This window comes from Paenibacillus sp. GCM10023250, assembly GCF_042653205.1.
In the GTDB taxonomy this organism is placed as follows: domain Bacteria; phylum Bacillota; class Bacilli; order Paenibacillales; family Paenibacillaceae; genus Paenibacillus_Z.
In genome coordinates this window covers 304,130-327,243 of sequence record NZ_JBHSHY010000002.1, presented here as the reverse complement: position 1 = coordinate 327,243, position 23,114 = coordinate 304,130, and the positions used below count along the sequence as shown (strand labels likewise).

The window sequence follows — 23,114 nt, the reverse complement described above, 5'->3', positions numbered from 1 at the left end:
TTTGTACGTCTGATTGCTTAAACTTCATAGTAGGAGCGCCTCCTTGATGTGTTGTCGACAAACCCATCATACTGAGGCGCTCCCTTTTTTACAAAGCCCATTTCTTAGGCTCAACAGGAATGTTTAGCGTAATGCCTTACACCATCTAAGGACTGCCTCGTCAACTTCATCGATATAACCTACATTATCGGTAAAATTCCAAAATAAAATTTTGTCTGTTTCATCATTTTCTTTAAACGGAACTACCTTATCTAATTCTGCATAATAAATTGGGTTATACTTCATTGTTCCATCTGGTTTTCTAACTTTCAGTAAGCCCCTAAGCTCCATATCCTTAACGACCTGCCCTGTTTCCTCATAAAGCTCCCGAATCGCACATTCCTTCGTCGTTTCATTGCCATCTCTTCCTCCAGCAGGTACTTCCCACTGTTTTCTCAGTGTATTAAAACAAATCAGATACTTACTATCGAATCGAACTACGGCGTATGAACCTGCCAGCGGTGAGTAATGATTTAGTTCGTGTTCATTCAATGAGATGCACTCTACAAACTCGTAGCCATCTTTATTAATAATAGCTGTCAATTCGAGCCCTCCTTCCCTCAAATTGTACCATAATGTTACAGGAGACTATTAAGCAAATCTGCCCGTTAGTTTAATGCCACCCTTTAATTTTACAATATTCCCACCTATCCAGGCAGAGTAATTTTTGAAGAACGAATTACACATATCTTATATTTTGTGAAATTCGCGGCATATCGCCAAACGCTTGGGAATACTGGGTTTGAGCCGATTTCAGAAAATGAATTTCACCTATCCTGCAAATGAGTAATTGAGCGAATGAGACGTAAGTTCCACTCGTTCAATTACTCCATTTTCTAGGAGATTGGGTTGGCCATACCGGACATTCTGTTCAACTCGCTCGACTTCGCAAACGCTTAGGAATATTGATCTTTTCCTTTTTTTTTAGAACGAGTTGCACATACCCGCAATATGTTCAACTAGAGATTAAGAACTCAAAATTTCCTGTGACCTTCGCCGCGATTATCAGTTCTGTAATTCCAGTTATTATTCGCCTATCAATGGTTGAGTCAGAATACATGCCCGCAAAATGTAAAACAGTAATTTTGTGAGGCTGCCCTTTAAGATACCTGAAAGCTATGATTTTCTTAATCTCTTCATCTCCGATCAAATCGATTAAGCTTTCAATCATTTGAACTTTCTTATTAAGTTTCTCGTATTCAGCAGAATTGTTCTCACAATGCGCTTCAAAAAAACCTAATAAGGATTTGTTTTTCCGATACTGCTCCAAAGTTATTTTCATTTGGCGATATTCTGCCTTCGAAACTTCAAGCGTTTTAGTCATGCTAATTCACCCCACATTTTAAACGATCTTGCTATATCGTTAATACCTTCAGTTATCTTGCGAAGCAATGTTCTCTCGGTGTAAGCAAGCCCACTAAAGAACAACATGGTCTGAGCATAAGATTGGCCTTTTAAGTACCTATGGGTTAGTAGCCGTTTGATGTCCTCGTCCAGTATCAATTCAATTGCTCTTTCAACCAATTCAAGTAAGCGACTCATTTCAACATAAGCGGGTATTGTTTGAAGATTCTCAGGAAGTTCATGTTTTTCGAAATCTTTAACAAAGGCCTTCGTTTTCGGGATAGTCTCCAAAATAGATTTCATTTTGTTGTATTCAACTTTAGTTACCTCGTAAGTCATCATTCCGTTTCGATTCCCCTCTTCCAGATATAATCACGATCAATGGAACGCCGCCGATCCGGCCCAACCATTTCAATAAATTCGGATTGACCGGTGATACGGCTAGAAATCTTCCCGCCATTGAATGGCAGCCGGCTTTTAATCCTACCTACAGCGTAATTGCTCGAAAAAATGGTTATTCGCTTCTTCCTCCACCGCTCATCCAAAATGCCAAACAATTTACCTTCGGCCCATTCTGTGTATTGAGCCGAAAAAATATCATCGATCATAAGGATAGGCACCTGATAATAACGATGTAAAACTTCCCTTTCACTTTCAACGTTCTTTCGTTCATATGTAGCTTTAATGTCCCCGAACAACCGCTCTTCGTTCACGAAAATTCCAGGTTGTTTTCGATGTGCCAGAGCATTGGCTATACACTGCATGAGAAATGTTTTACCTGTACCGAATGCGGACATCTCTTTTACTTGCTTGTTCAAGGATTCCGCCCTTTGTGCTTCTTTGACTTGCTTGCTTAAATAATCAGCTCTGAGTTCGTCACCGAAAACGTAAAGCCATGTGCCGTTATTGATATGAGCATCCAGATTCCGAATGAATGAAATTGCCGCTTCGAATTGCTTCATGTTGTCATCATCAATCAATGCGTTTTTGAAAGTGTGGCGCAATTCCTTATTAGTAAAATCCTCTGAAGGATTAAACTCTTTAAATCGTCTTTCTTTAACGCAGCTACATGGCTCCATGCTTGAGATATAAGTTTTGGTTTCATCAGTAAATTGATAAATCACTTCATTGTCCGAGCATATCGAACATTTATATAAGCTTTGCTCTTTAGTTGTAGAGGTCTGCGTATGGATCTTCATCTGCTCGATACGGTTCGCCAGCATTCTTGCTATCTTTTCTCCTTCGTTCGGCCATTCGATTTTCTTCATGGTGCTTGGCTCCCTTCAACTCATCTTGACGTACACGATCTATGACCCAATTGAGAACGGCCCGGTAATCGCTCTTATACACTCTGCCTGAAGCTCCCTTATAGTTATCCAGTGTGCTAATACACCGCTTAGTAAAATCTTCTCCTTCCGCTTCACAAAGCTTCTGATATTCTGCTTCAGTTAATGAGACGAATTCAGAAAAATACTTCTTTATCTCTTTTTTCTTACCATTCTTTTCATTCTTATCATTCTTTACATTCTTGTTTGTGCTCACTAGCTGCTCATTTGTTGATCGTTTGTTGCTCATCGATTGCTCAAATGACTGCTCATTCTGTTGCTCGTCATTTTGGTAAAAAGACCAATTAACCACGGTAACAATGGAGAATTTGTTGCTCGAATTGATGCTCACTAAACCATGCCTTTCTAAGGTCTGTAACCATCTCCACACCGTATACTCCGCAACTTGGTCGCTTCGCTTTAATCCTCTGTTATACATGCCATGAAGGTCGAATCTACCTGTTACAAATTGTCCTGGACTGAGTGAAACTGTTTGTCTTCCGACTGGTTGTTGATGCTTTTTATGACTCGCTTCAAGTAAACAAATGCTCCACAATCTATATAGCTGAAGATCATTAAAAATTGGATTTTCCCTAATTTTTCTATGAAGCTTAATCCAACCTTCCATCCTCACTTCCTCATTTCAAGTCGTTGAATAATTGATATACTTCAACTACAATTAAGGTTGAACAATAATGATTTACTTTGCAGGTTGCCTCTATTCGCAGTAGGGGCAACCCAACTTTTTTCGATTTCCTCAACTATGTCGTAAAAGAATTTCCCACGCATGATCCTCACACCACAACAAGAACCTGATTTCGTGCATATTGGAAACACGTAAGTCCGTTCTCCAAGAGTTTGAATCATCCTCTCAGAGCAAATTTCTGCAACGTATGTCATCATGCCAAATATCACTTCCAGCTTTTCGACAGATTTCATTTCTGAATCTGTCCGAGCTAAGTTTACAAATGTCTTTATTGCGGTACGAACTCCAACTTTTTGGATGACGATCTTAACGTTACTTTTAATTTCATTATTTGAGCATCGGTTCATTTTGTACCGCTCCCTCTCCCCATCCGATACAATTTTCTTTTTCTTGTTCATGCATCCACTTATCCAAACTTCCAGCTCGGAAAAATATTTTTGGTTTTTTTGAATTTGCAGCCCCACCCCTGTAATGGGGTATTTGCTTTTGTTTACAGAGAGTATAAATCGTATCTTCAGAGAGGCCAGTATAGCGTGCAGCATCTGGAACCGTTAGACAATGATGGTACACTTCGGTGTAAATGATCGGCAGAAGCTCCCCTCGAATTTCTTCGATCAGCTTCTGTTTAATTGATTTAAAAAAATCAGATGTTTCTTTTTCAAATTGCATGAATCTTTCTCCCTTCCTGATACCTTTTGGCAATTATTTATTTAAATGAAACAACTTCTTTAGACTTGTACTTTTAAAAACGCTGATTAGGCCTGCAATAAACTCATTACCAGGCGCTCTTTGACCACGAAAGACACGGTATACTTGCGTCCGCGAGACACCAATTTCGGCTGCTAATTTCTTTTCATCCCAGCCTTTCTGCTCCATAATTTGCCTAATGGTTTCTATGTTTAAATTTAGCCTCATACCCCTTAACCTCCTCTCCACTTTGTTACCATAAGGCAACATTACCTTATGGCAATAATATAAATCCGATTAGCCAAAAGGTAAAATTGACTAATAGATGATTTTCTTGATAAAAACATATGTTCTCTCACATATACTTGCTATTGCTATCTCATTCATCATTTTTCATTTTGCCAAATGGCAACAAAAATGATATTATGCCTTTAGGTAAAGATATAACGGGAGGAGTACAAAATAATGGAGAACAGTTTCGGGGATTACCTTAAAGAACTACGGTTATCAAGAAACATGAGTATCAATCAATTGGCAGAAGAATCGGGGATCAGCAATTCGCAAATTTCAAGGATAGAAAACGGGTTGCGTGGAATTCCAAAACCTGAAACGATCCGGAAAATTGCAGATGCTTTAAAGGTTGAATACGAAGTGCTTATGAATGAAGCTGGTTATTTGCCTGATAAAAAGGACATAAATACAATAATTGAAACTGGTAAGCAATATATAGATAAAGCCAGAAGCGACGCATTAATATCATCGGAGTTTTTAGATGAAACAGAAAATATGTTAAAGCGCGTTATAGAAATTGATAGTTTTATTGAAAACAACCCAAACATTGATGTAGAAACAAAATTTAATAAATACCTGGAATTGCAAGGATATATTGAGAATGCAATTTATGGTATGGAACGTATCAATAAACGAGTTTTGATTTCGATGAACCGATCACAAGGAAATGGGCAAGTACCTGAAAACTTGAGGACTATTTCTCTAAAATATTTGAACTTAGCCAATGTACAATTAAATAAGATTCGTCCGTTTAGAAACAATACCAAAAGTGAGAATGATGAAGCTGATTATGACATCATTGTTGATTTGTGGTTAGACGATATCATCCCCTATATCTCGTTTGATGAATCTAGATTCTTCCCAGTCGTAAAGGAAGAAATTGACGATATCCTTTTTGAAGTAGCTCCAGAGATTCGAGATCAGATCGAAATTACGCCTCAAGGCTTACCTAGATCCTTAAAATCGATAGTAAAAAGTGACAGTAAGATAGTCGACAAAATCCTAAATCCTCTCAGGTTAATTGGATTCAGATATAAAGCAAATGCAATCGACAATCCAAGTTCAAAAAAATATACTCTCGATCTTGAAAAATGGTTAAAAGAAGGTTCAATTATGTATCACAATATAATTCTAAATGAAGATCAGAAGCAGCATTTATTACGGACACTAAGCTTTATGGTACAAGATGACACAAGATAAGGGGGAGTCTAGGTGGCATCGTTTCAGAAACGCGGGAAAAATTCGTGGTATATGTACGTTGAGGTAGGTACAGACTCTTCTGGCAAGCGAATTCGAAGAACACAAACTGTAAAAGTAGATGATTCACAATTATTGAAGTCGCCAAAGAAATTAAATGCATATTTGAATGAAGAATTATTAAAGTTCAAAATGCTTATAGAGTCTGGTCAGTATATAACCCCTGAAAAAATGAGTGTATCAAAATTTATTGATATATGGATTGATAAATTTGTAAACAAAAATCTTGAAGAGACAACAGCCTTCAATTATTCTTATCATGCAAATAAACGTATAAAGCCTTATTTCGGGGAAAAATCAATTGAAAAGATAAAGACTATGCATATAGTCGATTTTCTAAATGAACTTGCTGAAAACAATGTTGGAGCAGCTACACGTGTGTATATTTTCCGCGTCCTTAGAAGCATTTTTATAAAAGCTCAAGAGTGGAAGGTTATTCCTCAAAATCCGATGGAAGGTGTTTCCAAACCAAAAGAAACGCCTCAAGAGATGTCTGTATATAACGAAGATGAGGTTTTATCTTTACTAACCTCTCTCCAAACAGAAAGTATTCGTTTGAGAGTAATTATTACTTTAGCTCTTACAACTGGAATGAGAAGAGCGGAAATTCTTGGATTAGAATGGAAGCATATTGATTTAGAAAATGGAACTATCGATATTAAGCAAACTATACCTATGTTTAAAAATGGTCTCCCTATAATAAAGGGCCCAAAAAGAAAAAGCTCATTCAGAAGAATCGTTATCCCCACTTCCCTAGTATCTGAACTTAAAGCTTATCAAGCCCATATGATGAAAGTCAGATCAAACTCAGAAGTGCCTTGGAAAGGTGGGGAATACTATTTCTTATTTGCGAGTGAAAACGGTGTACCACTCTACCCGAAAACAATTAGCGATAACTGGAGAGAATATATTAAGCGCATTCCAGGAATGAAATATATACGATTTCATGATTTAAGACATACATCTGCAACTTTACTAATCAATCAAGGAATTCACGCGAAAATCATTTCGAATCGACTTGGGCACTCAAAAATCTCCACTACTATGAATGTTTATGGTCATGTTATTGAGTCTGCTGATAGGGCTGCAGCAGATACTTTTGATGCCTTATTATCAGCAAAATCAAAAAAAGCAAAACAAGAATTTCGATGACTAGGTTGATGACAAATTGATGACTTAATACACAATACATATGCCGACAACACCCAAATATACAGACTCAGTTACTTCAGAAACCCATATTTATCAAGGTTCTAAAGAATATATCGGCAATCAACAGAAATGAAAACACACATCTCCCATGAAAGGGGCCCTTCGAAAGAAGGGCCCCGGATTTTTTTTACCCCTTTATGCGAATAAGCGAAGGAATCAAAAGCCCGTTGCCTTTGACGGCCTTTTTTTGTTGGCAGAAGATCCTTCTGCCGCGGCCGCCATTCGATAAGAATGGGCTGCCGTACGTTCCGCGGAGATATCTTCGATATGCTCGGGACATGCTATTAACAATGCGAACATAAGGAGTGGGTAAGCGGTGGAACTGGAATCCGCCATCCTGACCGCGTTGGAAGCAGTCAAGGATCCCGAAGTAGGAGCGAATATCGTGGATTTGGGGCTGGTGTACGGCATCGAAGCGGAGGCGAACGGCAGCGCTAGCATTCGACTGACGCTGACCATCCCGGAATGTCCGCTCGCCGATGAGATTGTCCGCGACGTGAAGCATGCGGCTTTGTCCGTGAACGGCGTGAACGACGTGCAGGTGCATTTGGTATGGGAACCGAAATGGACGCCGGCGATGATGAACGACAATGCCCGCGAAGAGATTCGGGCGCTGCGCCAGTCCGCGCACTGACGAACTTGCCTCTGCCCTGCGCGCTGACCGCGGTCTGCGGCAGCGCGCAAAACGAAAGCCGCCTTCCGGTCGAGCCCGGTATGGCGGCTTTATCGTTTCGCGTTCAATTCGCTTCGGAGAAAAGCCAGGAACCGCAGCGCTTCTTCGCGCGTCAACTCCCGTTCGCCCAGTGCAAAATTGAATTGCTTCAGAATGATGTCATCGTCCAAATGAAGCGCGTCGACTAAGTCTCGCACATGCTTGTCGATGTCAACCACGGCCATTTTCCCTCCTCATCCGGCAGCTGGCTGGCATTGAAGCCCCTATAGCTTTGCGTCACCACTTTTCAGTGGTTTTGCCTCGTCTTGCATACGTTTGATCGGGAAGCGATGAATGCTTAAGGAAAACGAAGTCGTTGCCCTAACGAACGGCCTGGATCCGCGGGATGCTCCTCCGGAATCTGTTCGACCTCGCCCTCGCTAGTCTCTTCGTCCATGACGATCGCAAACGCCCGGCCCTGTGTCTCTGTACGGGCTGCTTCGCCATCCAGCACGGCATCTTTCCATGCGTTGAATTTAACTGAACTAATTCCGAGCTGCTGTATTATATCACTTAAATCCAACTTCATCAATTTCCCTTCCCCCCATCTGCCAAAGGCATTCATGACAACCGACATCATTAACCATAGCAAGAATCGGACGAGGAAGTTGTCGAACGAGGTCGGCGATTTTTGTCGAAATCAACTTCATTTAGTACATCGAATTTTTCTTGACAAGGTAACGTTCCTGTGCTCCTAGAATTTTCCGGCTGTACCGGGCTGTCCCGCTTCTCGCGGCGCTGGCTTTAGCAGCGATATTGCCGATTCGACAAAACAAATGATGGCTCGCCCCTGCGGTTCGACGTACTTTTTAGCCAAGATTTAATAAAATGCTGTTATTCCGAAAACATTCATGATCCATGATACGATCAAAGGAGAATGCAACCCGTCCTATGAAAACGAGAGAATGCTCCTCCCAAGCGACGTTCGAAGCACTTATTTCGCGCATGGTCATTTCGAGAACGAAAAAGGAAGCCGTCCGGAAAGCAGCCTACGAATTGAACGCCGACAACGCCGATGCCAACCGGATCACGCTGCGCGGCGAACAAGGCCAGCCGCTGGTCTTCTTCATCGAAAGGGTCGAATTGTTGGATTGGCATGACGCGGAAATGACGGATTGCTGCCATCAATTCAAGGTGTTCGGACGGATGCGTCTCGCGATTCGGCCGCTTCAGACCTCGTTCGATCCAAGCGGCGAACCGGAGCGCGGCGGCTTCCGCCTGCCGGGCACGTCCTTCGGCGAGAATCCCGTATTCGTATTGCCGAACGGATCGGAGCCTTGTTTCTTGACGGTCCTGCAGCAAACCATGACCTGGGAATCTTCGCGCATCATCGGCATCGCCCACTTAAGCAAGCTTGCTTGACCCCGAAATCATTCATCGAGGAGATGGTAACATGCGGACGATCTACGAAAACTACAGAGGCTTTACGATTATTAAGCATTCAAACAATTATAACGCGGTCAAGAAAAAGACGGACGACAATCAAAACGACATCGTGTTCTGCCATCGGCAGCTGGGCGAAGTCCTGGACACGGTCGATAAGTATATCGAAGAATAACCGGCGCGGCCGGATCGAACCGCCTCGCCCCACGACGATATAATAAATCAAGCAGCAAGCACAAAGCAATTCGCGTCCGGCCGACGTAAACCGGACACGGGTTGCTTTGTCTTATATCCGCCGCCGCGGAGACGATATCGTGACGCCGTCAGGCGGTGCGCTGGTCCGGCATCACGGCCAGAATGTGCGCAATACGAAAAACGCGGGGCGCCCGCTTCTCCAGATCGAACGCTTTGACGCGTTCCCCTTGAACCGCATCCACCCGAATCCGACGCTGCGTAATCCGGCCGGATCGATCGCAGTAGATGATCGTCACGACCATACCCACATATTTATCGGGCATCTCCGTTCCCTCCGTTATCAACTTTTCTATAAGTATAAAACAGAACGCTTGTTCCCATCAAGCGTCAAAATGGTTCGGGAGACAGGGAAATAGCGGAAATCCAAAAAAGTGATTCATTTACCATTTTTTCAATACTAATTTCTGGAAGTTATAGAAGGGAAACGCAGCTTGGGAAGGAATTCATGTGAAGTCATCGTAATTCATGACCAGAAAGGGATGTTCGACATTGAAAGCCTTCCACCTAGACCGGACGGGCTCGATTCGGCCGCATGCGGAAGTCGGGCTGCTGAAGGTACATGGATTGACGGATCCGGTCATGACGGAGGCGATGCGCGCGTACTACCCGCACGGCCTGCCGTTGAACCAGGCGGTCGCCTCCGTCACACTGGCCGTGACCGGCGCCATCACCGGCCTGGACGGCTCCGGCTTCTCCGGCATTTCGCTCGCCGGTTCCGTTGCGCAATTGTTCGCGTCGGCCATCGGCTCGGGTGCGGCTACGCTGACGGCGCTAGGCCAAGTCGCGGCGATATGGGTCGGCGGCGGCACGCTCATACCGTGGGCGCTCATACCGGCCGCCGCGATATGCGGCGTCAGCCCGTTCGAGCTGGCGCGCCGCAATTTGAAGCCCGTTCTGATCGGCTTGGCCGCGACGACGGTCGTCGCCATGTTTCTCGTATAACCTATTGACTAATATTTTTTTCTATGGTATAATAGAAATTCTATATATTGACTAACCCTATCCCTTCGATTAAGATGGTCCTCGAGACTTTCTATACGGAGGGATTTTTTGATGATCATCGCAAATGGCATCGCCATGCTCGAACTTCGCGCCGTCGTCATGGGACGAATGACTTCGGTCTATCCGGCCTTGCTCTGGCGGGACGGCCGCGTCCTGCTCGTCGATACCGGCTACCCGGGCTAGCTGCCACTGCTGCGGGAAGCCATGGCGGAAGCGGGGCGCCCGCTCGAATCGCTGACCGATATCCTGCTCACCCACCAGGACATCGATCACATCGGCGGGCTTCCGGCACTGCGCGACAGCTTGCCGGCGCGTCCCGTCACGTGGGCGTCGGCCATCGAACGGCCCTACGTTCAAGGCGAGCGGCTGCTCCTCAAAATCACGCCGGCTGCCGTCGAAGCGGCCGTTGCCGCCCTGCCGCCGGAAATGCCGGACGACAAGCGCGCCGCCTTCCGCCATGCGCTGCTGCATCCGCCGCACGGACCGGTCGACCGCCTGATCGGCTATGGCGAAGCCAATGCGCCGCTCGAGGACGTCGACGTACTGGATACGCCCGGTCATACGCCCGGGCATGTCAGCCTGTATCACCGGCCGAGCCGGACGTTGATCGCCGGCGACGCGCTCATGCTCGAGGATGGCCGCCTGCGGCTGCCGGACGCTCCGCTGAACATCCACCACGAGCAGGCACGCCGTTCGCTTCAGCAGCTGGCCGGGCTCGATATCGCAGGCGTCGTCTGCTACCACGGCGGTTATTTCAAGGGCGACGCGCAGGCGCAGCTTCGCGAGCTGCTTGCCTAAACCACGCGCGGCAGCAGACCGATCGTCCCGGCCGCCGCCGTCCCGTCAAGCCGCTCCTTAACGCGTAACGCAAACAGCGCCGCGGTCCCTTCCATGAGAAGGGATCCGCGGCGCTGTTTTGTCGTGCGCAGCCGCTTAAGGATTCGCGCTCAAGACCGGGCGCCCGCACTTCCGAATCCGCCCGCCGCCGCGCGCCTACTCTTTCCGGCACGCCTCGCAGACGCCGAACACCTCGAAGCGGTGATTGATGATCTTGAAATTGCCGGGCAGGTCGAGCTGCTGCTCCATCGGGCAGTACTCGAACGTCAGCGTTTTCTCGCAGTTGATGCAAATCAGATGGTGGTGGTGGTGATCGAGACAGCTGGCCCGGAATTTCAGCCCGCCGTCCATGAAATAAAACTGCTCGAGCGCTCCCATCTCGCTCAGCAGCCGCAAATTGCGGTAAACCGTATCGAAGCTTACGCCGGGGTAGGCGACCGCCATTTGATCGTAGACGTCCTTCGGGGATAAATATCCTTCCGCCCGAGAGAAGATTTCCGCCAGCTCCCGCCGCTGCTCCGTGATCCGCCAGCCGTTGGCGGTCATGATCCCGATCATCTGCTTCACGGGATCTTGGTGCTGGTGCTGTGCTTCGGCCATGTTCCTCGCCCTTCCTGTACGGACCGCCGGATCGCCGGCGACCGCGTCATGAGATGATAGTGATAGTGTAGCATATTTCCCCGACGATTCATCATTTTTGGACCAAATTGCGCATCGCACCCAATAAAAGCCCTTCCGGCCTCCCCGGAAAGCGCGATTGCACTGCTTGGCCCGCGGCACGGCGCGTACATCGCGCACCCGCGCGCGGCACGGCGCGCAGGCTCAAGACAACCCGTAGAACGCCAGCGCGTTGGCTAGCAGACGATTCTCCGTCTCCGGCACAGGCAAGCTCTTGATCGCCGCGATCTCTTCCGCGACCCGGCGCACCATCTCCGGCGCGGTGCGCCGTCCCGCGAACGGACCTTCGAACGGCCACGGCCCGTCCGTCTCCGTCATCAACAGCCCGAGAGGGTAGATCCGGACCAGTTCGCGGATCTCCGCTTCGTAGAGCACGTCCGGCGTGACGGATACCGCGTACCCGCTTGCGATCATGCGCCGCACCGTCGCTTCCGGTCCCTTGAACCAGTGGAAATGCGCGCGCCGGACCCCATAGCGTTCCAGCAGCTCGCAGGCCTTCGCCGCATCCTCGTACACCGCGTGCAGCACGATCGGCCGATCCAGCTCGGCAGCCAGCCGGACGAACCGTTCAAGCAGCGCGGCATATGGCGCTTCGTCGAAACGGCGGCCCGCCGCCTCGGCTTCCGTGCGCGCATAATACGGCAGGCCGACCTCGCCGACCGCGAACGCTTCGCCCTCCGCCGCGCGCGCCGCGATCCAGGCGACCAGCGCGTCCAGCTCGGCCTCCAGCGGCAGCGGCTGCTCCGGATGGAAACCGTACGCGGGATGGACTCGCCCCGGATACAGCCGTGCCAGCCGGCGGTTCGTCTCGCAGGAGCGCAGATGCATCGAGACGGCGACGACGGCCGCGACGCCGCCTTCGCCGAACGCGCGACGCAGAAGCGGCTCTCGCTCATGCTCCTCGTACATATCCAGATGAATGTGGGCATCCGCCCATCGGCCGTCATGCCGCATATGACTCATGATGCCGCCTCCTTTCCGACGCTTCCAATGAGGGATTCAACCGCGGGCCGATTCGGGCCGCAGCATGTCGTACAGCTCCTGCTTCAGCCGGATGAATGCCGGATCGCTCCACAGCGCTTCCGAGCGCGGCCGCGGGAAAGGCACGGCCACCTCGCGGACGATCGATGCCGGTGCCGCCGACAGCACCAGGATCCGGTCGGACAGCAGCAGCGCCTCCTCGATGCTGTGCGTGACGAACAGCACGGAGCGGCGATTACTCTCCCATAGGGAGAGCAGCCAGGCTTGCATATGCTGCCGGGTGAGCGCATCGAGCGCGCTGAACGGCTCGTCCAGGCACATGAGACGCTGCGGGGACAGCAGCGCCCTCAGGAAGGAGACCCGCTGCTGCATGCCGCCGGAGAGCACGTCCGGATATTGGTCCGCGGCTGCCTCCAGCCCGATCCGGGCCAGCCAGTCGCGGGCGAGCCCGCGCGCTTCGCGCTTGCCGAGGCCGGCGATCGTCAGCGAAAGCTCGATGTTCGCGGACACGGTGAGCCACGGCATGAGGGACGCCTGCTGCGGCATGTACGCGATCCGGCCGCGCGTGCCGACCGTACTGCGGCCGTGCAGCAGAATATCGCCCGACGTCGGCATTTCCAAACCGCCGATTAAGTGAAACAACGTCGTCTTGCCGCTGCCGGACGGACCGATCAGCGTGACGAACTCGCCTTCGTCCACGCGGAACGACACGCCGCCTAGCACCGCCTTCTCCGGCGTTCCCCGCTTCCCGGGGAACCGCTTGGACAACGCCCGAACTTCCAATACGGCGCTCACGATGGCCGTCCCTCCCTTCGCCTATGCGCCGCGCCGCGCGCGAGAAGCCGCTCTGCTAGCGCGATGGCGCCGAACAACGCCAGGCTGAGCAGTACGATCACGCCGATGGCGGCGAATACTTTCGCGGTCTCGAAGCCGTGCTGCGCGATCAGCATGAAATAGCCGAGGCCGCTGTCCGCGCCGATCGCCTCCGCGTAGATGGCGCTGATGACGGCGTAGGACGCGGCGATCTTGAGGCCCGAGAACAGATGCGGCACGGCGCCCGGCAGCTCCAGCCGCCAGAACAGCTGGCTGCGGGAGGCGCCGATCATGCGCATGTAGTCGTACAGCTTGCCGTCGCTCTTCGACAGCCCCGTCATCGTCGCCACCGCGATGGGAAAAAACGTGACAAGCGCGATCAGGATGACGCGCGGCAAGGCGCCGAAGCCGAACCAGAGCACGAGCAGTTGGCCGATCGCCATGACCGGCACGTTCTGGCTCAGCACCAGCAGCGGGTAGAATCCCGCGCGCACCCAGGGCAGCACGTGCAGCAGCGCGGCGATCAGAAATCCTGCCGCCGCACCGATGCCGAAGCCGAGCAGCGTGATGCCGAGCGTCGCCCGCATATGATGCGCCAGCAGCGGCGCGGAGTCCATCGCCTGCTTGGCGATGGCGGACGGCGCAGGCAGGACGTACGCCTCCGTCCCGAAGAGCCAGACCGCCCCCTGCCAAAGCAGCAGAAGAGCCGCCATGACAATCGCTGGCGGCAGCAGGAGGGCTCGTTTATTGCCCATCCGGATATTTCTCCAGCAGGGCGTCCATCGACGCAGTGCCTGCCGGCACATAATACACTTTGATCTGCGAGATGATCGACGGGCAGCCCATCTCCGCCATGGCGCCGTTCATCTCCTGCACGATGGCGAGCAGCTTGTCCAGCTCCCCCTCCATCGTCGTCTCGAGCGGCGCGACGCGGTACGGCACCCCTGACGCCTTGATGACATCGATGGCGCGGTCGACGTACGGAATGACGCTTTCCCCGTTCGGGGTGCGCGGCAAAATTTGAATGCTCAGCAGTGCGTTGGCCATAGATCAGTTCTCCTTTTCCGGCAGGAAGTCGTTGGTGAAGGCTTTCTCGGCGTCGAGCGGCTTGTCGAGCAGCTTATGGTCGTACATCCATTCGGCGTAATTTTTCCACACCGTCAGCTTCTGCTCGCCCCAGCGCGGCGCGTCCGACTGATAGCGCGGGCTGAGCCATTTCTGGCTGGCGCGGACGAGATCCGCGTTCAGCTCGGGCACGGCCTTGATCAGCACGTCCGCGGCTTCGTCCGGATGATCGATCGCGAATTGATAGCCTTCGGACGCGGCCGCCATGAACGCTTCGACGGTGTCCTTATGCTCGGCGATCATCTTCTCGTTCGTCGCCAGCACCGGCGTGTAGTAGTCCAGCTTGTCGCTGTAGTCGGTCAAGTAGACCATGTTGATCTTCTCGCCCTTCAACTCGGCCGCGACCCCGTCCCAGCCGTAGAAAATCCATGCGAAGTCGATGTTCTTCTTCGTCGCCGTGAAGAAATCGGCGTCGCCGATGTTGGCGATCTTAACCTTCTTGAAGTCGCCCTTGTCTTCCTGCATCAGCGACTCGATGACCGCCGGCTCCGCGGGCGAGCCCCAGCCGCCGTACGTCTTGCCCTCGAACGCCTTCGGCGACGTGATGTTCTTGTCCGCCGGCGACGCGAAGCCCGAGGTGTTATGCTGAATGACCGCCGCGAGCGAGACGAGCGGCACGCCTTGGATCCGCGCCTGCGTGACGCCTTCCTGGTAGCTGACGCCGAAGTCGGCGGCGCCCGTCGCGATCATGGTGTCCGCGCCCGCTTCGCCGGGCTGGATGATATCGACCTTCAAGCCGTGCTGCTCGAAAAAGCCTTTGTCGCGGGCCACGTACAGACCCGTATGATTCGTGTTCGGCGTCCAGTCGAGCACGACCTTGATCTCCTTCAGCGCGTCTCCCGCCGAAGCGTTGCCGCCGCTCGCGGACGCGTTCGAGCCAGCGTTCCCCGCGCCGTTCGCGGCATTTCCCGCGTTCCCCTCATCGTTCTTGGCGCCGCAGCCGGCCAATGCCAATGCCGCGATCAGCACCGTCGTCAGCGCGGCCGTCCAGCCGCCCCGTCTAGCTTTGTGTCTCATCTTGTTTCTCCCCCTCGCCTGCCCTCGTACCGGGCTGCGGATAATCGTGCGAATCCATGCTGCTCCGAATCGTGATCTGCGCCACTCGGATTCCCGTCGTTTGCTATCTATCGTGTCCCGAACGCCGCAGCGGCATCAGGCCGCGCCTGGCGTCGCGCGCCGGTTCTCCCCGAATGAACCGAACAAGAACCAAAAAAGCATCCCCCGTCCGGAGGATGCCTCTATCAGCTGCTTACGGCTTGCCACGACGCCGTGCCACGGCGTGCGCCAAGCAATTGTACGCGGTTCCTACGCTGGCATTATCCAGATCAGGTCTAGGGTCGAGATCGTACGGAATCTCCTCTCAGCCGGCCTTGCCCAGCTCCCCGTCGCTATTCGATTGGTTGCAACGTGCTAATTATAGCAGACCCTCCGCCAAATTGGCACCCCCTCCGGGAAAAAAGCCCGTACGGCGGGAATGAGCCCGGAGCTGCTCCGTTCAACGCAAAAAAAACCGGGGGTCAAGACCCCCGGCCGTTACGAAATTTCTGCGTATGCGCCTTGGCCTCGTCGGTATTCGTGACGCGGTTGCGGCTCCACTCGATCAAGATCCGGTCGATGTACCGGAAATGCAGCTTGCCGGCGAATACCGCCTCCTTGAGCGCAAACCGGATCAGCTCGTCCGGATACCGGTCCTGGTCGACCCAAGCGCTGATCGTCTCGCATTCCATCGGCGACAGCGGCCGGCCGAATTCCTGCTCGAACGCCGTGTACAAATCCGCCGGCTTCGTCCACTCCGCCGCATCCGGCTGCGCTGCGGACGACCGTCCGGATTGCGCCTCCCGCTCGGCGCCGACCGAGCGGCGCGCTTCGTCCGCCAGCCATTCGGCGCCTCGAATCAGGAAGCCTGTCCAATTGTACCGCTCGATGACGATGCCGCTGACGGGATCGGCCTCTTCGTCGATCGCGAGCAGCCCTTCCTTGATCAAGCGGCCAAGCTGCCCGTGCGCCGCCTTCGGCGCGATGCCGAGCCGCTCCGCCAGCTGCTCGGGCGTCGGGAAATCAACGCCCTCCACCTGCCGGAACAGCATCAGCTGCAGCATCAGCATCATATCCGCGTCGGACAGGCCGACGCCGCGGTAAGCGCGCAGCAGACCGGCGGGAACGACGACGCTGCCGCCGTTCATGGCCGCCGCCATCCCGCGCGCGTACGCTTTCCACATGTCTTGTTTCACCGGCCGTATTCCTCCCCCTTGCCTGGCCTAACCGATGCCCGGTGCGTCCGGCGATTACGGATACAGGCGGTACAGCATCCGCGGGAACGGGATCGTCTCGCGTACGTGGTCGAGCCCGCAAATCCACGCGACGGTCCGCTCGAGGCCGAGGCCGAAGCCGGAATGCGGCACCGTGCCGTATTTGCGCAGGTCGAGGTACCATTGGTACGCCTCCGTGGACAGTTCATGCTCCGCGAAGCGCTCCGCCAGCAGCTCGGGATCGTCGATCCGCTGCGAGCCCCCGATGATTTCGCCGTACCCTTCCGGTGCGATCATGTCCGCGCACAGCACGACTTCCGGCCGGTTCGGATCCGGCTTCATGTAGAACGCCTTGAACGACGTCGGATAGTGCGTGATGAACACCGGACGGTCGTACATCTCGGCGATGGCCGTCTCGTGCGGCGCGCCGAAATCCTCGCCCCATTGGATCTCGTGGCCCTGCTTCTGCAGATACGCGATCGCTTCGTCGTACGTGATACGCGGGAACGGCGCCTGAACGGCCTCCAGCTTGCTCACATCGCGGCCGATCATCTCCAGCTCCTTGCGGCAGTTCTTCAGGACGTTCTGCACGACGAAGGAGACGAACTGCTCCTGTACGCGCAGGTTCTCTTCGTGGTCGACGAACGCCATCTCCGGCTCGATCATCCAAAATTCGATCAGGTGGCGGCGCGTCTTCGATTTCTCCGCCCGGAACGTCGGCCCGAACGAGTACACCTTGCCGAGCGCCATCGCCGCCGCTTCCATGTATAGCTGGCCGCTTTGCGTCAAATACGCGTCTTCGTCGAAGTATTTGGTATGGAACAAGTTCGTCGTCCCTTCGCACGAGGACGGCGTCAGCACCGGCGGGTCCACCAGCGTGAAGCTGCGCTCGTCGAAGAATTGCTGGATCGAGCGGATGATCTCCGCGCGGATGACGAGAATGGCGCGCTGCTTCGGCGCGCGCAGCCACAGGTGGCGGCGGTCCATCAGGAAGTCGACGCCATGCTCCTTCGGCGTGATCGGGTAGTCGTGCGAAATCTGGATGACCTCGATCCCCTCCACCGTCAGCTCGTAACCGGATTGGCTCCGCGGCTCTTCCCGCACGATGCCTTTCACGTACAGCGAGCTCTCCTGCGTCAGCTCCTTCGCGGCGTCCCAGACGCCCTCCGCCACTTCGCTCTTCACGACGACGCCCTGCACGTAGCCCGTGCCGTCCCGCAGCTGCAGAAATTGGATTTTGCCGCTCGAGCGCTTGCCGTTCAGCCAGCAGCCGATCCAGACGGACTGGCCGACCGCGTCTTTCAATTGTCCGATCGTCGTTAAGGTTTTCATCGTTTATCGTCCTCCGTTAAATGTCTTCAATGTCACGCTATTCTTTGATTATTTTCGCGAGCCGGTACGTGTCTCGGGCGATGAGCAGCTCCTCGTTCGTCGGCACGACCAGCGCCTTGACGCGGGAGTCGTCGGTCGTGATGAACCGCGCTTCCTTCGAGCGGACCGCGTTGCGCGCCTCGTCGAGCTCGATGCCGAGGAACGACAGGTTCTCGCACACCGCCTTGCGCACCGCGACGGAGTTCTCGCCCACGCCCGCGGTGAACACGATCGCGTCAAGGCCGTTCATGCCGGCGGCATAGGCGCCGATGTACTTGCGCAGCCGGTACGTGTACATGTCGAACGCCAGCTTCGCTTGCTTGTCGCCGTCTTCCATCGCTTCAACGATCTCGCGCATGTCGCTGCCGATCCCGCTGATCGCGAGCAGCCCGCTGTGCTTGTTCAGCATGGAGTTGACCTCGTTCAGCGTCAGCTCTTCCTTGTTCATCGTGAACGGCACGATGGCGGGATCGAGATCGCCGCTGCGCGTGCCCATCATGAGCCCTTCGAGCGGCGTCAGCCCCATGCTCGTATCGAACGACTTGCCGTGCAGGATCGCAGCGCAGCTCGCGCCGTTGCCGATGTGGCAGGTCACGAGCTTGAGCGACTCGAGCGGCTGGCCGAGCGTCTCCGCCGCCGCCTTGCTGACGTAGTCGTGGGACGTGCCGTGGAAGCCGTAGCGACGGATCTTATGACGGCGGTAGAGCACCATCGGGATGGGATACAGGAACGTCTCCTGCGGCATCGACTGGTGGAACGCCGTGTCGAAGACGACGGCCTGCGGCACGCTCGGCAGGTTGTATTCCACCGCGGCGATGCCCATCATCGCCGGCGGGTTGTGCAGCGGCGCCAGGTCGAACAGGCGGCGGATCTCCTTCTTCACGTCTTCCGTGACGAGCGTCGACGCCTTGAAGCTTTCGCCGCCGTGCACGACGCGATGGCCGACGGCGTCGATCTCCTTCATGGACAGCAGCACGCCGTGCTCCTTATGCGTCAGCATGTCGATCACCCGGCGCACCGCCGTATTATGATCCAGGATTTCGCTCACTTCGTTCACTTCCGGCCGCCCCGCCGGCTCGTGCACGAGAATCGACGCGTCCATGCCGATCCGTTCCACGCGCCCCTGGGCCAGCACCGCTTCTTCTTCCATATTATACAGCTGGTACTTCAGCGAAGAACTGCCGGCGTTCATGACCAGGATGATCATACCCGTCCACCGTCCTTGTCGTATTCGAAGAAGCCGCGCCCGCTCTTGACGCCGAGCTGGCCGCCGCGCACCATTTTTTTCAAAATGAACGACGGCCGGTACTTGAGCTCGCCGTACTCGCGGAACATCCGCTCCAGCGCGGCCAGCACGGCATCGAGCCCGAACCGGTCGGCCATCTCGAACGGCCCGTGCTGGAACGCGTAGCCGATCCGCATCGCGCTGTCGATGTCTTCCGCCGACGCGACGCCCTCCTCCAGGACATGAAGCGCCTCGTTGATGAACAGGCAGATCAGCCGGGTCGTGACGAAGCCCGGCGATTCGAACACCATGACGCCCTTCTTATGTATCGTCGATTCCACGAACCGCTTCGTCCGTTCGAACACGTCGTCGCTCGTCTTGAGCCCGCGCACGATCTCCACGAGATCCGCCCGGTTGACGGGATAGACGAAATGCATGCCGATGACGCGGTCCGGATTGGACGTCACGCTCGCGAGCTCCGTCAAGCTGAGCGTCGACGTGTTGCTCGCCAGGATGACGTCGGGCGGGCAGACGGCGTCCAGTTCGTTGAAGATCGCCAATTTGCTGTCCAAGTCTTCCGTGATCGTCTCGATGACCAGCTCGCAAGACTGCAGCTCGTTCAGCGTCGTCTTCGGATGAATGCGGCTTAGGACGAGCTTCTTCTCCGCCGCCGTCACCGCCCACCGTTCCATCTGCTTGTCCAAGCTTAATTCGATCATGTTCAGGGCATGCGCGAGCCGTTCTTCGTTCAGCTCGGCCATATACACGTCAAGCCCATTGGCGGCGAGCATCTCGCAGATGCTCTGCCCCATCGTTCCGGCGCCTACTACGCCGACTTTTCGTACTGCAGTCAATCAAGCACACCTCCAAATTTCATCTTCTAGTATACCGTTTTTGCGCGCAAATAAGAAGGCGGATCCGCATCCGCCTTCTTAAGCGATACCTATCATTGCGCGAGCGCCTCGGGACGCTCCGCGGTCAGCTGCCGCAGCAGCGCGCGGAACCGGTCGCCGCTCAGCGTTTCTTCCTTGATCAGCACGTCGAGCGCCGAGAGGAACACGTTCCGGTGCGCCTCGAGCAGCCCTTTGACGCGATGCATCAGCTCGTTCAGCACGCTGCCCGTCACGGCCGCCCATTTGTCCGGCGTCATCATGGAACCGTCGACGATGCCGAGCTCCGTCAACCCCGACTCCACCATCGAGCGGACGATGTTCATCGCCTGCTCGAAGTCGCCGCGCGAACCCGTGCTCCGTTCGCCGTAAAACATCTCTTCGGCCGCGGCGCCGCCGAGCGCGATCATGATCTGGCCCTCGAGGAACTGCTTCGTGTACAAATATTTGTCCTGCTGCGGATTGTGGCGGACGTAGCCGAGAGCCCCGCCCCGCGGCAGCAGCGCGACTTGCGAAACGCTGCCGGGACGGACGAGCTCCGCCGCGATCGCGTGGCCGAGCTCGTGGAGCGCGACGCGCTCCCGCTCCTCGTTCGTAGCTTCGCGGTCCGTCCGCTCGCCCATCATGACTTTGTCGATCGCCATGGACAAGTGCCGCTGGCAGATTACCTCGCCATCCTCGCGCATCGCGTAGATGGCCGCTTCGTTCATGACGCTCTCGAGCTGCGCGCCGGAGAAGCCGAACGACTCCTCCGCGATTTTCCCGAGGTTCACGCTGTCCGGATCGATCGGCTTGTTGCGGGCATGCAGATTCAGAATGTGCTCGCGGCCTTTCTTATCCGGCAGGTCGACGGCGATATGCCGGTCGAATCGTCCCGGACGAAGCAGCGCCGCGTCGAGCATCTCCTTGCGGTTCGTCGCGCCGATGAGCAAGATGCGCGGCGTGTCCGTCGTGTGAATGCCGTCGAGCTCAGTCAGCAGCTGGTTGAGCGTCTGGTCGTATTCGCGCTGCTGCCCGCCGTCCCGCTTGCCGCCGATGACGTCGATCTCATCGATGAAGATGACGGCGCTGGATTTGCCCTGCTTGGCGGCCTTCTGGCGCGCCTCCTTGAACAAATCGCGGATCCGGCTCGCGCCGACGCCGACGTACATCTCCACGAACTCCGAGCCCGACGCGCCGATATAGACGGAATCCGTGTAACTGGCGGCGGCTTTCGCCATCAGCGTCTTACCCGTGCCCGGAGGTCCCGTCAGCAGAATGCCTTTCAGCGGGCGAATGCCGAATTTCGAAATTTGGTCGACATGCACGAGAAAATCGAGCGCTTCGATCAGCTCCTGCTTCGCCCGATCCTGTCCGCCGATTTCATCGAACGACATCGGTTTAAGCGGACGCGGCTTGCTTTTGCGCTCGCCGCCGACCGTCGCCAGATTGCCGCGCGAACGGGCCATGTAGATCAGCCCGCCGGCGATGACCGCCAGCAGGACGAGCGGCATGATGTTGATGCCTGCCGCGAACTGAAGAAACAAAATCAAGACCGGGACGAACCCGATCAGCATTTCCTTGCCGTATCTAAGCATTTGGCCACGCTCCAATCGTATTGGCTTCGCGCGGAAGCACGACGTATTTGACCGACTGGCCGTCTTTCAGCGTAATGTAGACGTTCGCGTCGTCCATCTCGGACACGGCTTGAATGCCGGGATGTTCGGCCTGCGCCTCTGTCATGGCGGCCGGGATCGCCGCGTATTCGCGATGATCCATCGCCTGGGCGACCTTGAAGAGCATGGAAGACCACACGTCGTCCAGCTTCGCGGACGAGCCCGAAGGCTTGATGTTCAGCTTCAGCGTCTTGGAACCGATGATGGCATCGCCTTTCGTGGCGATCGCATCGTATATTTGCCGGAGATTCGCATCCCGGTCGAGCGTCAGATTCACGGTGATGGCATCGCGGCCGATGACGGGCTTGGCGTTCATGACGCCCGGCGTGCCGGTTGCGATCCGGTCGAGCGGCTTCAGGTTGGCTTCGTTGCGGTACATGAACCACCCGCCAGTCAGCAGGGCGGCGGATATGACAGCCGTCAGCACGATCGGCAACGGACGTATTTTCATGGCAAAAAAGCTCCCTTCATCCTTGGATATGCTATACTTTCGTCTATCAACGTTGCTATACGAAAGTATATCATAATCCACGGAGTTCAGGAGCCGGGGAATGCTGGCAGGCCTGCCTGTCGGCTATTGGGCCGGCAGCTTGTACATGACGATCAGCGACCCGTCGCGAAACCGGTAGAAGTCGTAGAAATGATACACGACGCCGCTTTGCTTGCGCGAATAAAACACTTCCCACACCGGCTCGCCGCCGAACAGGCCGAGGCGGATGTGGGCGATGTCGGCGTCCGGCTTCTGCAGCAGGAACGCCGCTTTGATGTCATCCTTCGTTTGGCCTTCGCTCGCCTTGAGCGTGATGGCTTCATCCTTCTTGAGCCAAGCGTATGCGGCCGCGCCGCTCTCGTCCTTGCCCTTGACGACCCATACCGGCTCGTCCCAGACGTACGAATACGAACCGGTAATGTCTTTCAATCCGCTGCGCTTCTTCGCGTCGGCCTCTGCGGCGTCCTCCGCCTTCCACACCGGCGCCTGCACGTAACGATAGTAGGCGTTGAAGGCGACGAGCAGCAGCGCGAGCACGACGACGAGCAGCGCGATCCAGCGGCCCGTCGTCATGAACGGCGCTCTCT

General features: G+C 54.2%; 29 protein-coding genes, 2 pseudogenes and 2 riboswitches. Of the genes and pseudogenes, 8 read left to right on the top strand and 23 right to left on the bottom strand.

Annotated elements, in window-relative coordinates; genetic code table 11:
- Window positions 1-123 precede the first annotated feature (123 nt).
- From ACFPB1_RS04640 to ACFPB1_RS04610, 7 genes are all read right to left on the bottom strand, one after another.
- A complete protein-coding gene (locus tag ACFPB1_RS04640) occupies window positions 124-582 on the bottom strand; it encodes an NUDIX domain-containing protein (protein ID WP_240545974.1) in 459 nt (152 codons plus the stop codon).
- A gap of 412 nt (window positions 583-994) precedes the next feature.
- Complete coding sequence (locus ACFPB1_RS04635; protein ID WP_208847112.1) at window positions 995-1,363, bottom strand: hypothetical protein; 369 nt, start codon at window positions 1,361-1,363, stop codon at window positions 995-997.
- A complete protein-coding gene (locus ACFPB1_RS04630) occupies window positions 1,360-1,725 on the bottom strand; it encodes a hypothetical protein (protein WP_208847111.1) in 366 nt (121 codons plus the stop codon). The genes ACFPB1_RS04635 and ACFPB1_RS04630 overlap by 4 nt, the downstream gene beginning before the upstream one ends.
- Window positions 1,722-2,651, bottom strand: coding sequence for a DnaA ATPase domain-containing protein (locus tag ACFPB1_RS04625; RefSeq protein ID WP_208847110.1), 930 nt, complete (start codon window positions 2,649-2,651; stop codon window positions 1,722-1,724). The genes ACFPB1_RS04630 and ACFPB1_RS04625 overlap by 4 nt, the downstream gene beginning before the upstream one ends.
- Window positions 2,551-3,336: a hypothetical protein gene (locus ACFPB1_RS04620; protein WP_208847109.1), complete on the bottom strand. Its 786-nt coding sequence runs from the start codon at window positions 3,334-3,336 to the stop codon at window positions 2,551-2,553. The genes ACFPB1_RS04625 and ACFPB1_RS04620 overlap by 101 nt, the downstream gene beginning before the upstream one ends.
- 405 nt (window positions 3,337-3,741) lie before the next feature.
- The gene (locus tag ACFPB1_RS04615; protein ID WP_208847108.1) at window positions 3,742-4,083 is read right to left on the bottom strand and encodes a helix-turn-helix domain-containing protein; all 342 of its coding nucleotides are present in this window, start codon (window positions 4,081-4,083) and stop codon (window positions 3,742-3,744) included.
- A gap of 33 nt (window positions 4,084-4,116) precedes the next feature.
- Complete coding sequence (locus ACFPB1_RS04610; RefSeq protein WP_208847107.1) at window positions 4,117-4,329, bottom strand: helix-turn-helix domain-containing protein; 213 nt, start codon at window positions 4,327-4,329, stop codon at window positions 4,117-4,119.
- Window positions 4,330-4,566: 237 nt separating this feature from the next.
- On the opposite strand from ACFPB1_RS04610, the pseudogene ACFPB1_RS04605 reads away from it, so the two are divergent.
- From ACFPB1_RS04605 to ACFPB1_RS04595, 3 genes and pseudogenes are all read left to right on the top strand, one after another.
- Window positions 4,567-4,797: pseudogene (locus tag ACFPB1_RS04605) on the top strand (helix-turn-helix domain-containing protein); the annotation flags it as partial.
- 807 nt (window positions 4,798-5,604) lie between these two features.
- Entirely contained in the window at window positions 5,605-6,801 is a 1,197-nt protein-coding gene (locus tag ACFPB1_RS04600; protein ID WP_208847105.1) for a tyrosine-type recombinase/integrase, read from the top strand.
- Window positions 6,802-7,177: 376 nt separating this feature from the next.
- Window positions 7,178-7,495: a metal-sulfur cluster assembly factor gene (locus ACFPB1_RS04595; protein WP_379222368.1), complete on the top strand. Its 318-nt coding sequence runs from the start codon at window positions 7,178-7,180 to the stop codon at window positions 7,493-7,495.
- 89 nt (window positions 7,496-7,584) lie between these two features.
- Here the strand turns inward: ACFPB1_RS04595 and ACFPB1_RS04590 are convergent, their stop codons facing one another.
- Both ACFPB1_RS04590 and ACFPB1_RS04585 read right to left on the bottom strand, forming a co-directional pair.
- Complete coding sequence (locus tag ACFPB1_RS04590) at window positions 7,585-7,752, bottom strand: hypothetical protein (RefSeq protein ID WP_379222366.1); 168 nt, start codon at window positions 7,750-7,752, stop codon at window positions 7,585-7,587.
- 18 nt (window positions 7,753-7,770) lie between these two features.
- A riboswitch (cyclic di-GMP riboswitch) is annotated at window positions 7,771-7,844 on the bottom strand.
- A gap of 27 nt (window positions 7,845-7,871) precedes the next feature.
- Window positions 7,872-8,102: a hypothetical protein gene (locus ACFPB1_RS04585; protein WP_379222364.1), complete on the bottom strand. Its 231-nt coding sequence runs from the start codon at window positions 8,100-8,102 to the stop codon at window positions 7,872-7,874.
- A gap of 362 nt (window positions 8,103-8,464) precedes the next feature.
- Here ACFPB1_RS04585 and ACFPB1_RS04580 point away from each other — a divergent pair, with 362 nt between their 5' ends.
- Window positions 8,465-8,935, top strand: coding sequence for a hypothetical protein (locus ACFPB1_RS04580; RefSeq protein ID WP_379222361.1), 471 nt, complete (start codon window positions 8,465-8,467; stop codon window positions 8,933-8,935).
- A 31-nt stretch (window positions 8,936-8,966) separates the two neighbouring features.
- The gene (locus ACFPB1_RS04575) at window positions 8,967-9,131 is read left to right on the top strand and encodes a hypothetical protein (protein ID WP_379222359.1); all 165 of its coding nucleotides are present in this window, start codon (window positions 8,967-8,969) and stop codon (window positions 9,129-9,131) included.
- A 148-nt stretch (window positions 9,132-9,279) separates the two neighbouring features.
- Here the strand turns inward: ACFPB1_RS04575 and ACFPB1_RS04570 are convergent, their stop codons facing one another.
- On the bottom strand, window positions 9,280-9,474 hold the full coding sequence (locus tag ACFPB1_RS04570; RefSeq protein ID WP_379222357.1) for a hypothetical protein: 195 nt from the start codon (window positions 9,472-9,474) through the stop codon (window positions 9,280-9,282).
- 370 nt (window positions 9,475-9,844) lie between these two features.
- On the opposite strand from ACFPB1_RS04570, the pseudogene ACFPB1_RS04565 reads away from it, so the two are divergent.
- From ACFPB1_RS04565 to ACFPB1_RS04555, 3 genes and pseudogenes are all read left to right on the top strand, one after another.
- A pseudogene (locus ACFPB1_RS04565) lies at window positions 9,845-10,153 on the top strand (hypothetical protein); the annotation flags it as partial.
- Window positions 10,154-10,264: 111 nt separating this feature from the next.
- Window positions 10,265-10,396 carry a hypothetical protein gene (locus ACFPB1_RS04560; RefSeq protein ID WP_379222355.1) on the top strand — a complete coding sequence of 44 codons (132 nt, stop codon included), beginning with the start codon at window positions 10,265-10,267 and terminating at the stop codon, window positions 10,394-10,396.
- Between the two features lie 21 nt (window positions 10,397-10,417).
- On the top strand, window positions 10,418-11,011 hold the full coding sequence (locus ACFPB1_RS04555; protein ID WP_379222353.1) for an MBL fold metallo-hydrolase: 594 nt from the start codon (window positions 10,418-10,420) through the stop codon (window positions 11,009-11,011).
- A gap of 195 nt (window positions 11,012-11,206) precedes the next feature.
- Here the strand turns inward: ACFPB1_RS04555 and ACFPB1_RS04550 are convergent, their stop codons facing one another.
- The 13 genes from ACFPB1_RS04550 to ACFPB1_RS04490 all read right to left on the bottom strand — a co-directional run bounded on the left by ACFPB1_RS04550 (window position 11,207) and on the right by ACFPB1_RS04490 (window position 23,100).
- Window positions 11,207-11,650: a Fur family transcriptional regulator gene (locus ACFPB1_RS04550; protein ID WP_379222350.1), complete on the bottom strand. Its 444-nt coding sequence runs from the start codon at window positions 11,648-11,650 to the stop codon at window positions 11,207-11,209.
- 222 nt (window positions 11,651-11,872) lie between these two features.
- Entirely contained in the window at window positions 11,873-12,691 is an 819-nt protein-coding gene (locus ACFPB1_RS04545) for a TatD family hydrolase (protein ID WP_379222348.1), read from the bottom strand.
- A 36-nt stretch (window positions 12,692-12,727) separates the two neighbouring features.
- On the bottom strand, window positions 12,728-13,504 hold the full coding sequence (locus tag ACFPB1_RS04540) for an ABC transporter ATP-binding protein (protein WP_379222346.1): 777 nt from the start codon (window positions 13,502-13,504) through the stop codon (window positions 12,728-12,730).
- On the bottom strand, window positions 13,501-14,277 hold the full coding sequence (locus tag ACFPB1_RS04535; RefSeq protein ID WP_379222344.1) for an ABC transporter permease: 777 nt from the start codon (window positions 14,275-14,277) through the stop codon (window positions 13,501-13,503). The genes ACFPB1_RS04540 and ACFPB1_RS04535 overlap by 4 nt, the downstream gene beginning before the upstream one ends.
- Window positions 14,267-14,569, bottom strand: a complete 303-nt coding sequence (locus ACFPB1_RS04530) for a thiamine-binding protein (RefSeq protein WP_379222342.1) — start codon at window positions 14,567-14,569, stop codon at window positions 14,267-14,269. Before ACFPB1_RS04530 ends, ACFPB1_RS04535 begins: the two co-directional genes overlap by 11 nt.
- A gap of 3 nt (window positions 14,570-14,572) precedes the next feature.
- Window positions 14,573-15,664 (bottom strand): ABC transporter substrate-binding protein, encoded by a 1,092-nt coding sequence (locus ACFPB1_RS04525; RefSeq protein WP_379222340.1) that lies wholly within the window; start codon window positions 15,662-15,664, stop codon window positions 14,573-14,575.
- Between the two features lie 268 nt (window positions 15,665-15,932).
- A riboswitch (TPP riboswitch) is annotated at window positions 15,933-16,042 on the bottom strand.
- Between the two features lie 122 nt (window positions 16,043-16,164).
- Window positions 16,165-16,878 (bottom strand): DnaD domain protein, encoded by a 714-nt coding sequence (locus tag ACFPB1_RS04520; protein WP_379222337.1) that lies wholly within the window; start codon window positions 16,876-16,878, stop codon window positions 16,165-16,167.
- Between the two features lie 54 nt (window positions 16,879-16,932).
- A complete protein-coding gene (asnS, locus tag ACFPB1_RS04515) occupies window positions 16,933-18,228 on the bottom strand; it encodes an asparagine--tRNA ligase (RefSeq protein WP_379222335.1) in 1,296 nt (431 codons plus the stop codon).
- Window positions 18,229-18,265: 37 nt separating this feature from the next.
- Entirely contained in the window at window positions 18,266-19,474 is a 1,209-nt protein-coding gene (locus ACFPB1_RS04510; RefSeq protein ID WP_379222333.1) for an acetate/propionate family kinase, read from the bottom strand.
- On the bottom strand, window positions 19,471-20,346 hold the full coding sequence (locus ACFPB1_RS04505; protein ID WP_379222331.1) for a 3-hydroxyacyl-CoA dehydrogenase family protein: 876 nt from the start codon (window positions 20,344-20,346) through the stop codon (window positions 19,471-19,473). The genes ACFPB1_RS04510 and ACFPB1_RS04505 overlap by 4 nt, the downstream gene beginning before the upstream one ends.
- 92 nt (window positions 20,347-20,438) lie before the next feature.
- Entirely contained in the window at window positions 20,439-21,959 is a 1,521-nt protein-coding gene (locus ACFPB1_RS04500; RefSeq protein ID WP_379222328.1) for an AAA family ATPase, read from the bottom strand.
- Window positions 21,952-22,488, bottom strand: a complete 537-nt coding sequence (locus ACFPB1_RS04495) for a hypothetical protein (protein ID WP_379222326.1) — start codon at window positions 22,486-22,488, stop codon at window positions 21,952-21,954. The genes ACFPB1_RS04500 and ACFPB1_RS04495 overlap by 8 nt, the downstream gene beginning before the upstream one ends.
- A gap of 123 nt (window positions 22,489-22,611) precedes the next feature.
- Window positions 22,612-23,100, bottom strand: coding sequence for a DUF5590 domain-containing protein (locus ACFPB1_RS04490; protein ID WP_379222324.1), 489 nt, complete (start codon window positions 23,098-23,100; stop codon window positions 22,612-22,614).
- Window positions 23,101-23,114 lie beyond the last annotated feature (14 nt).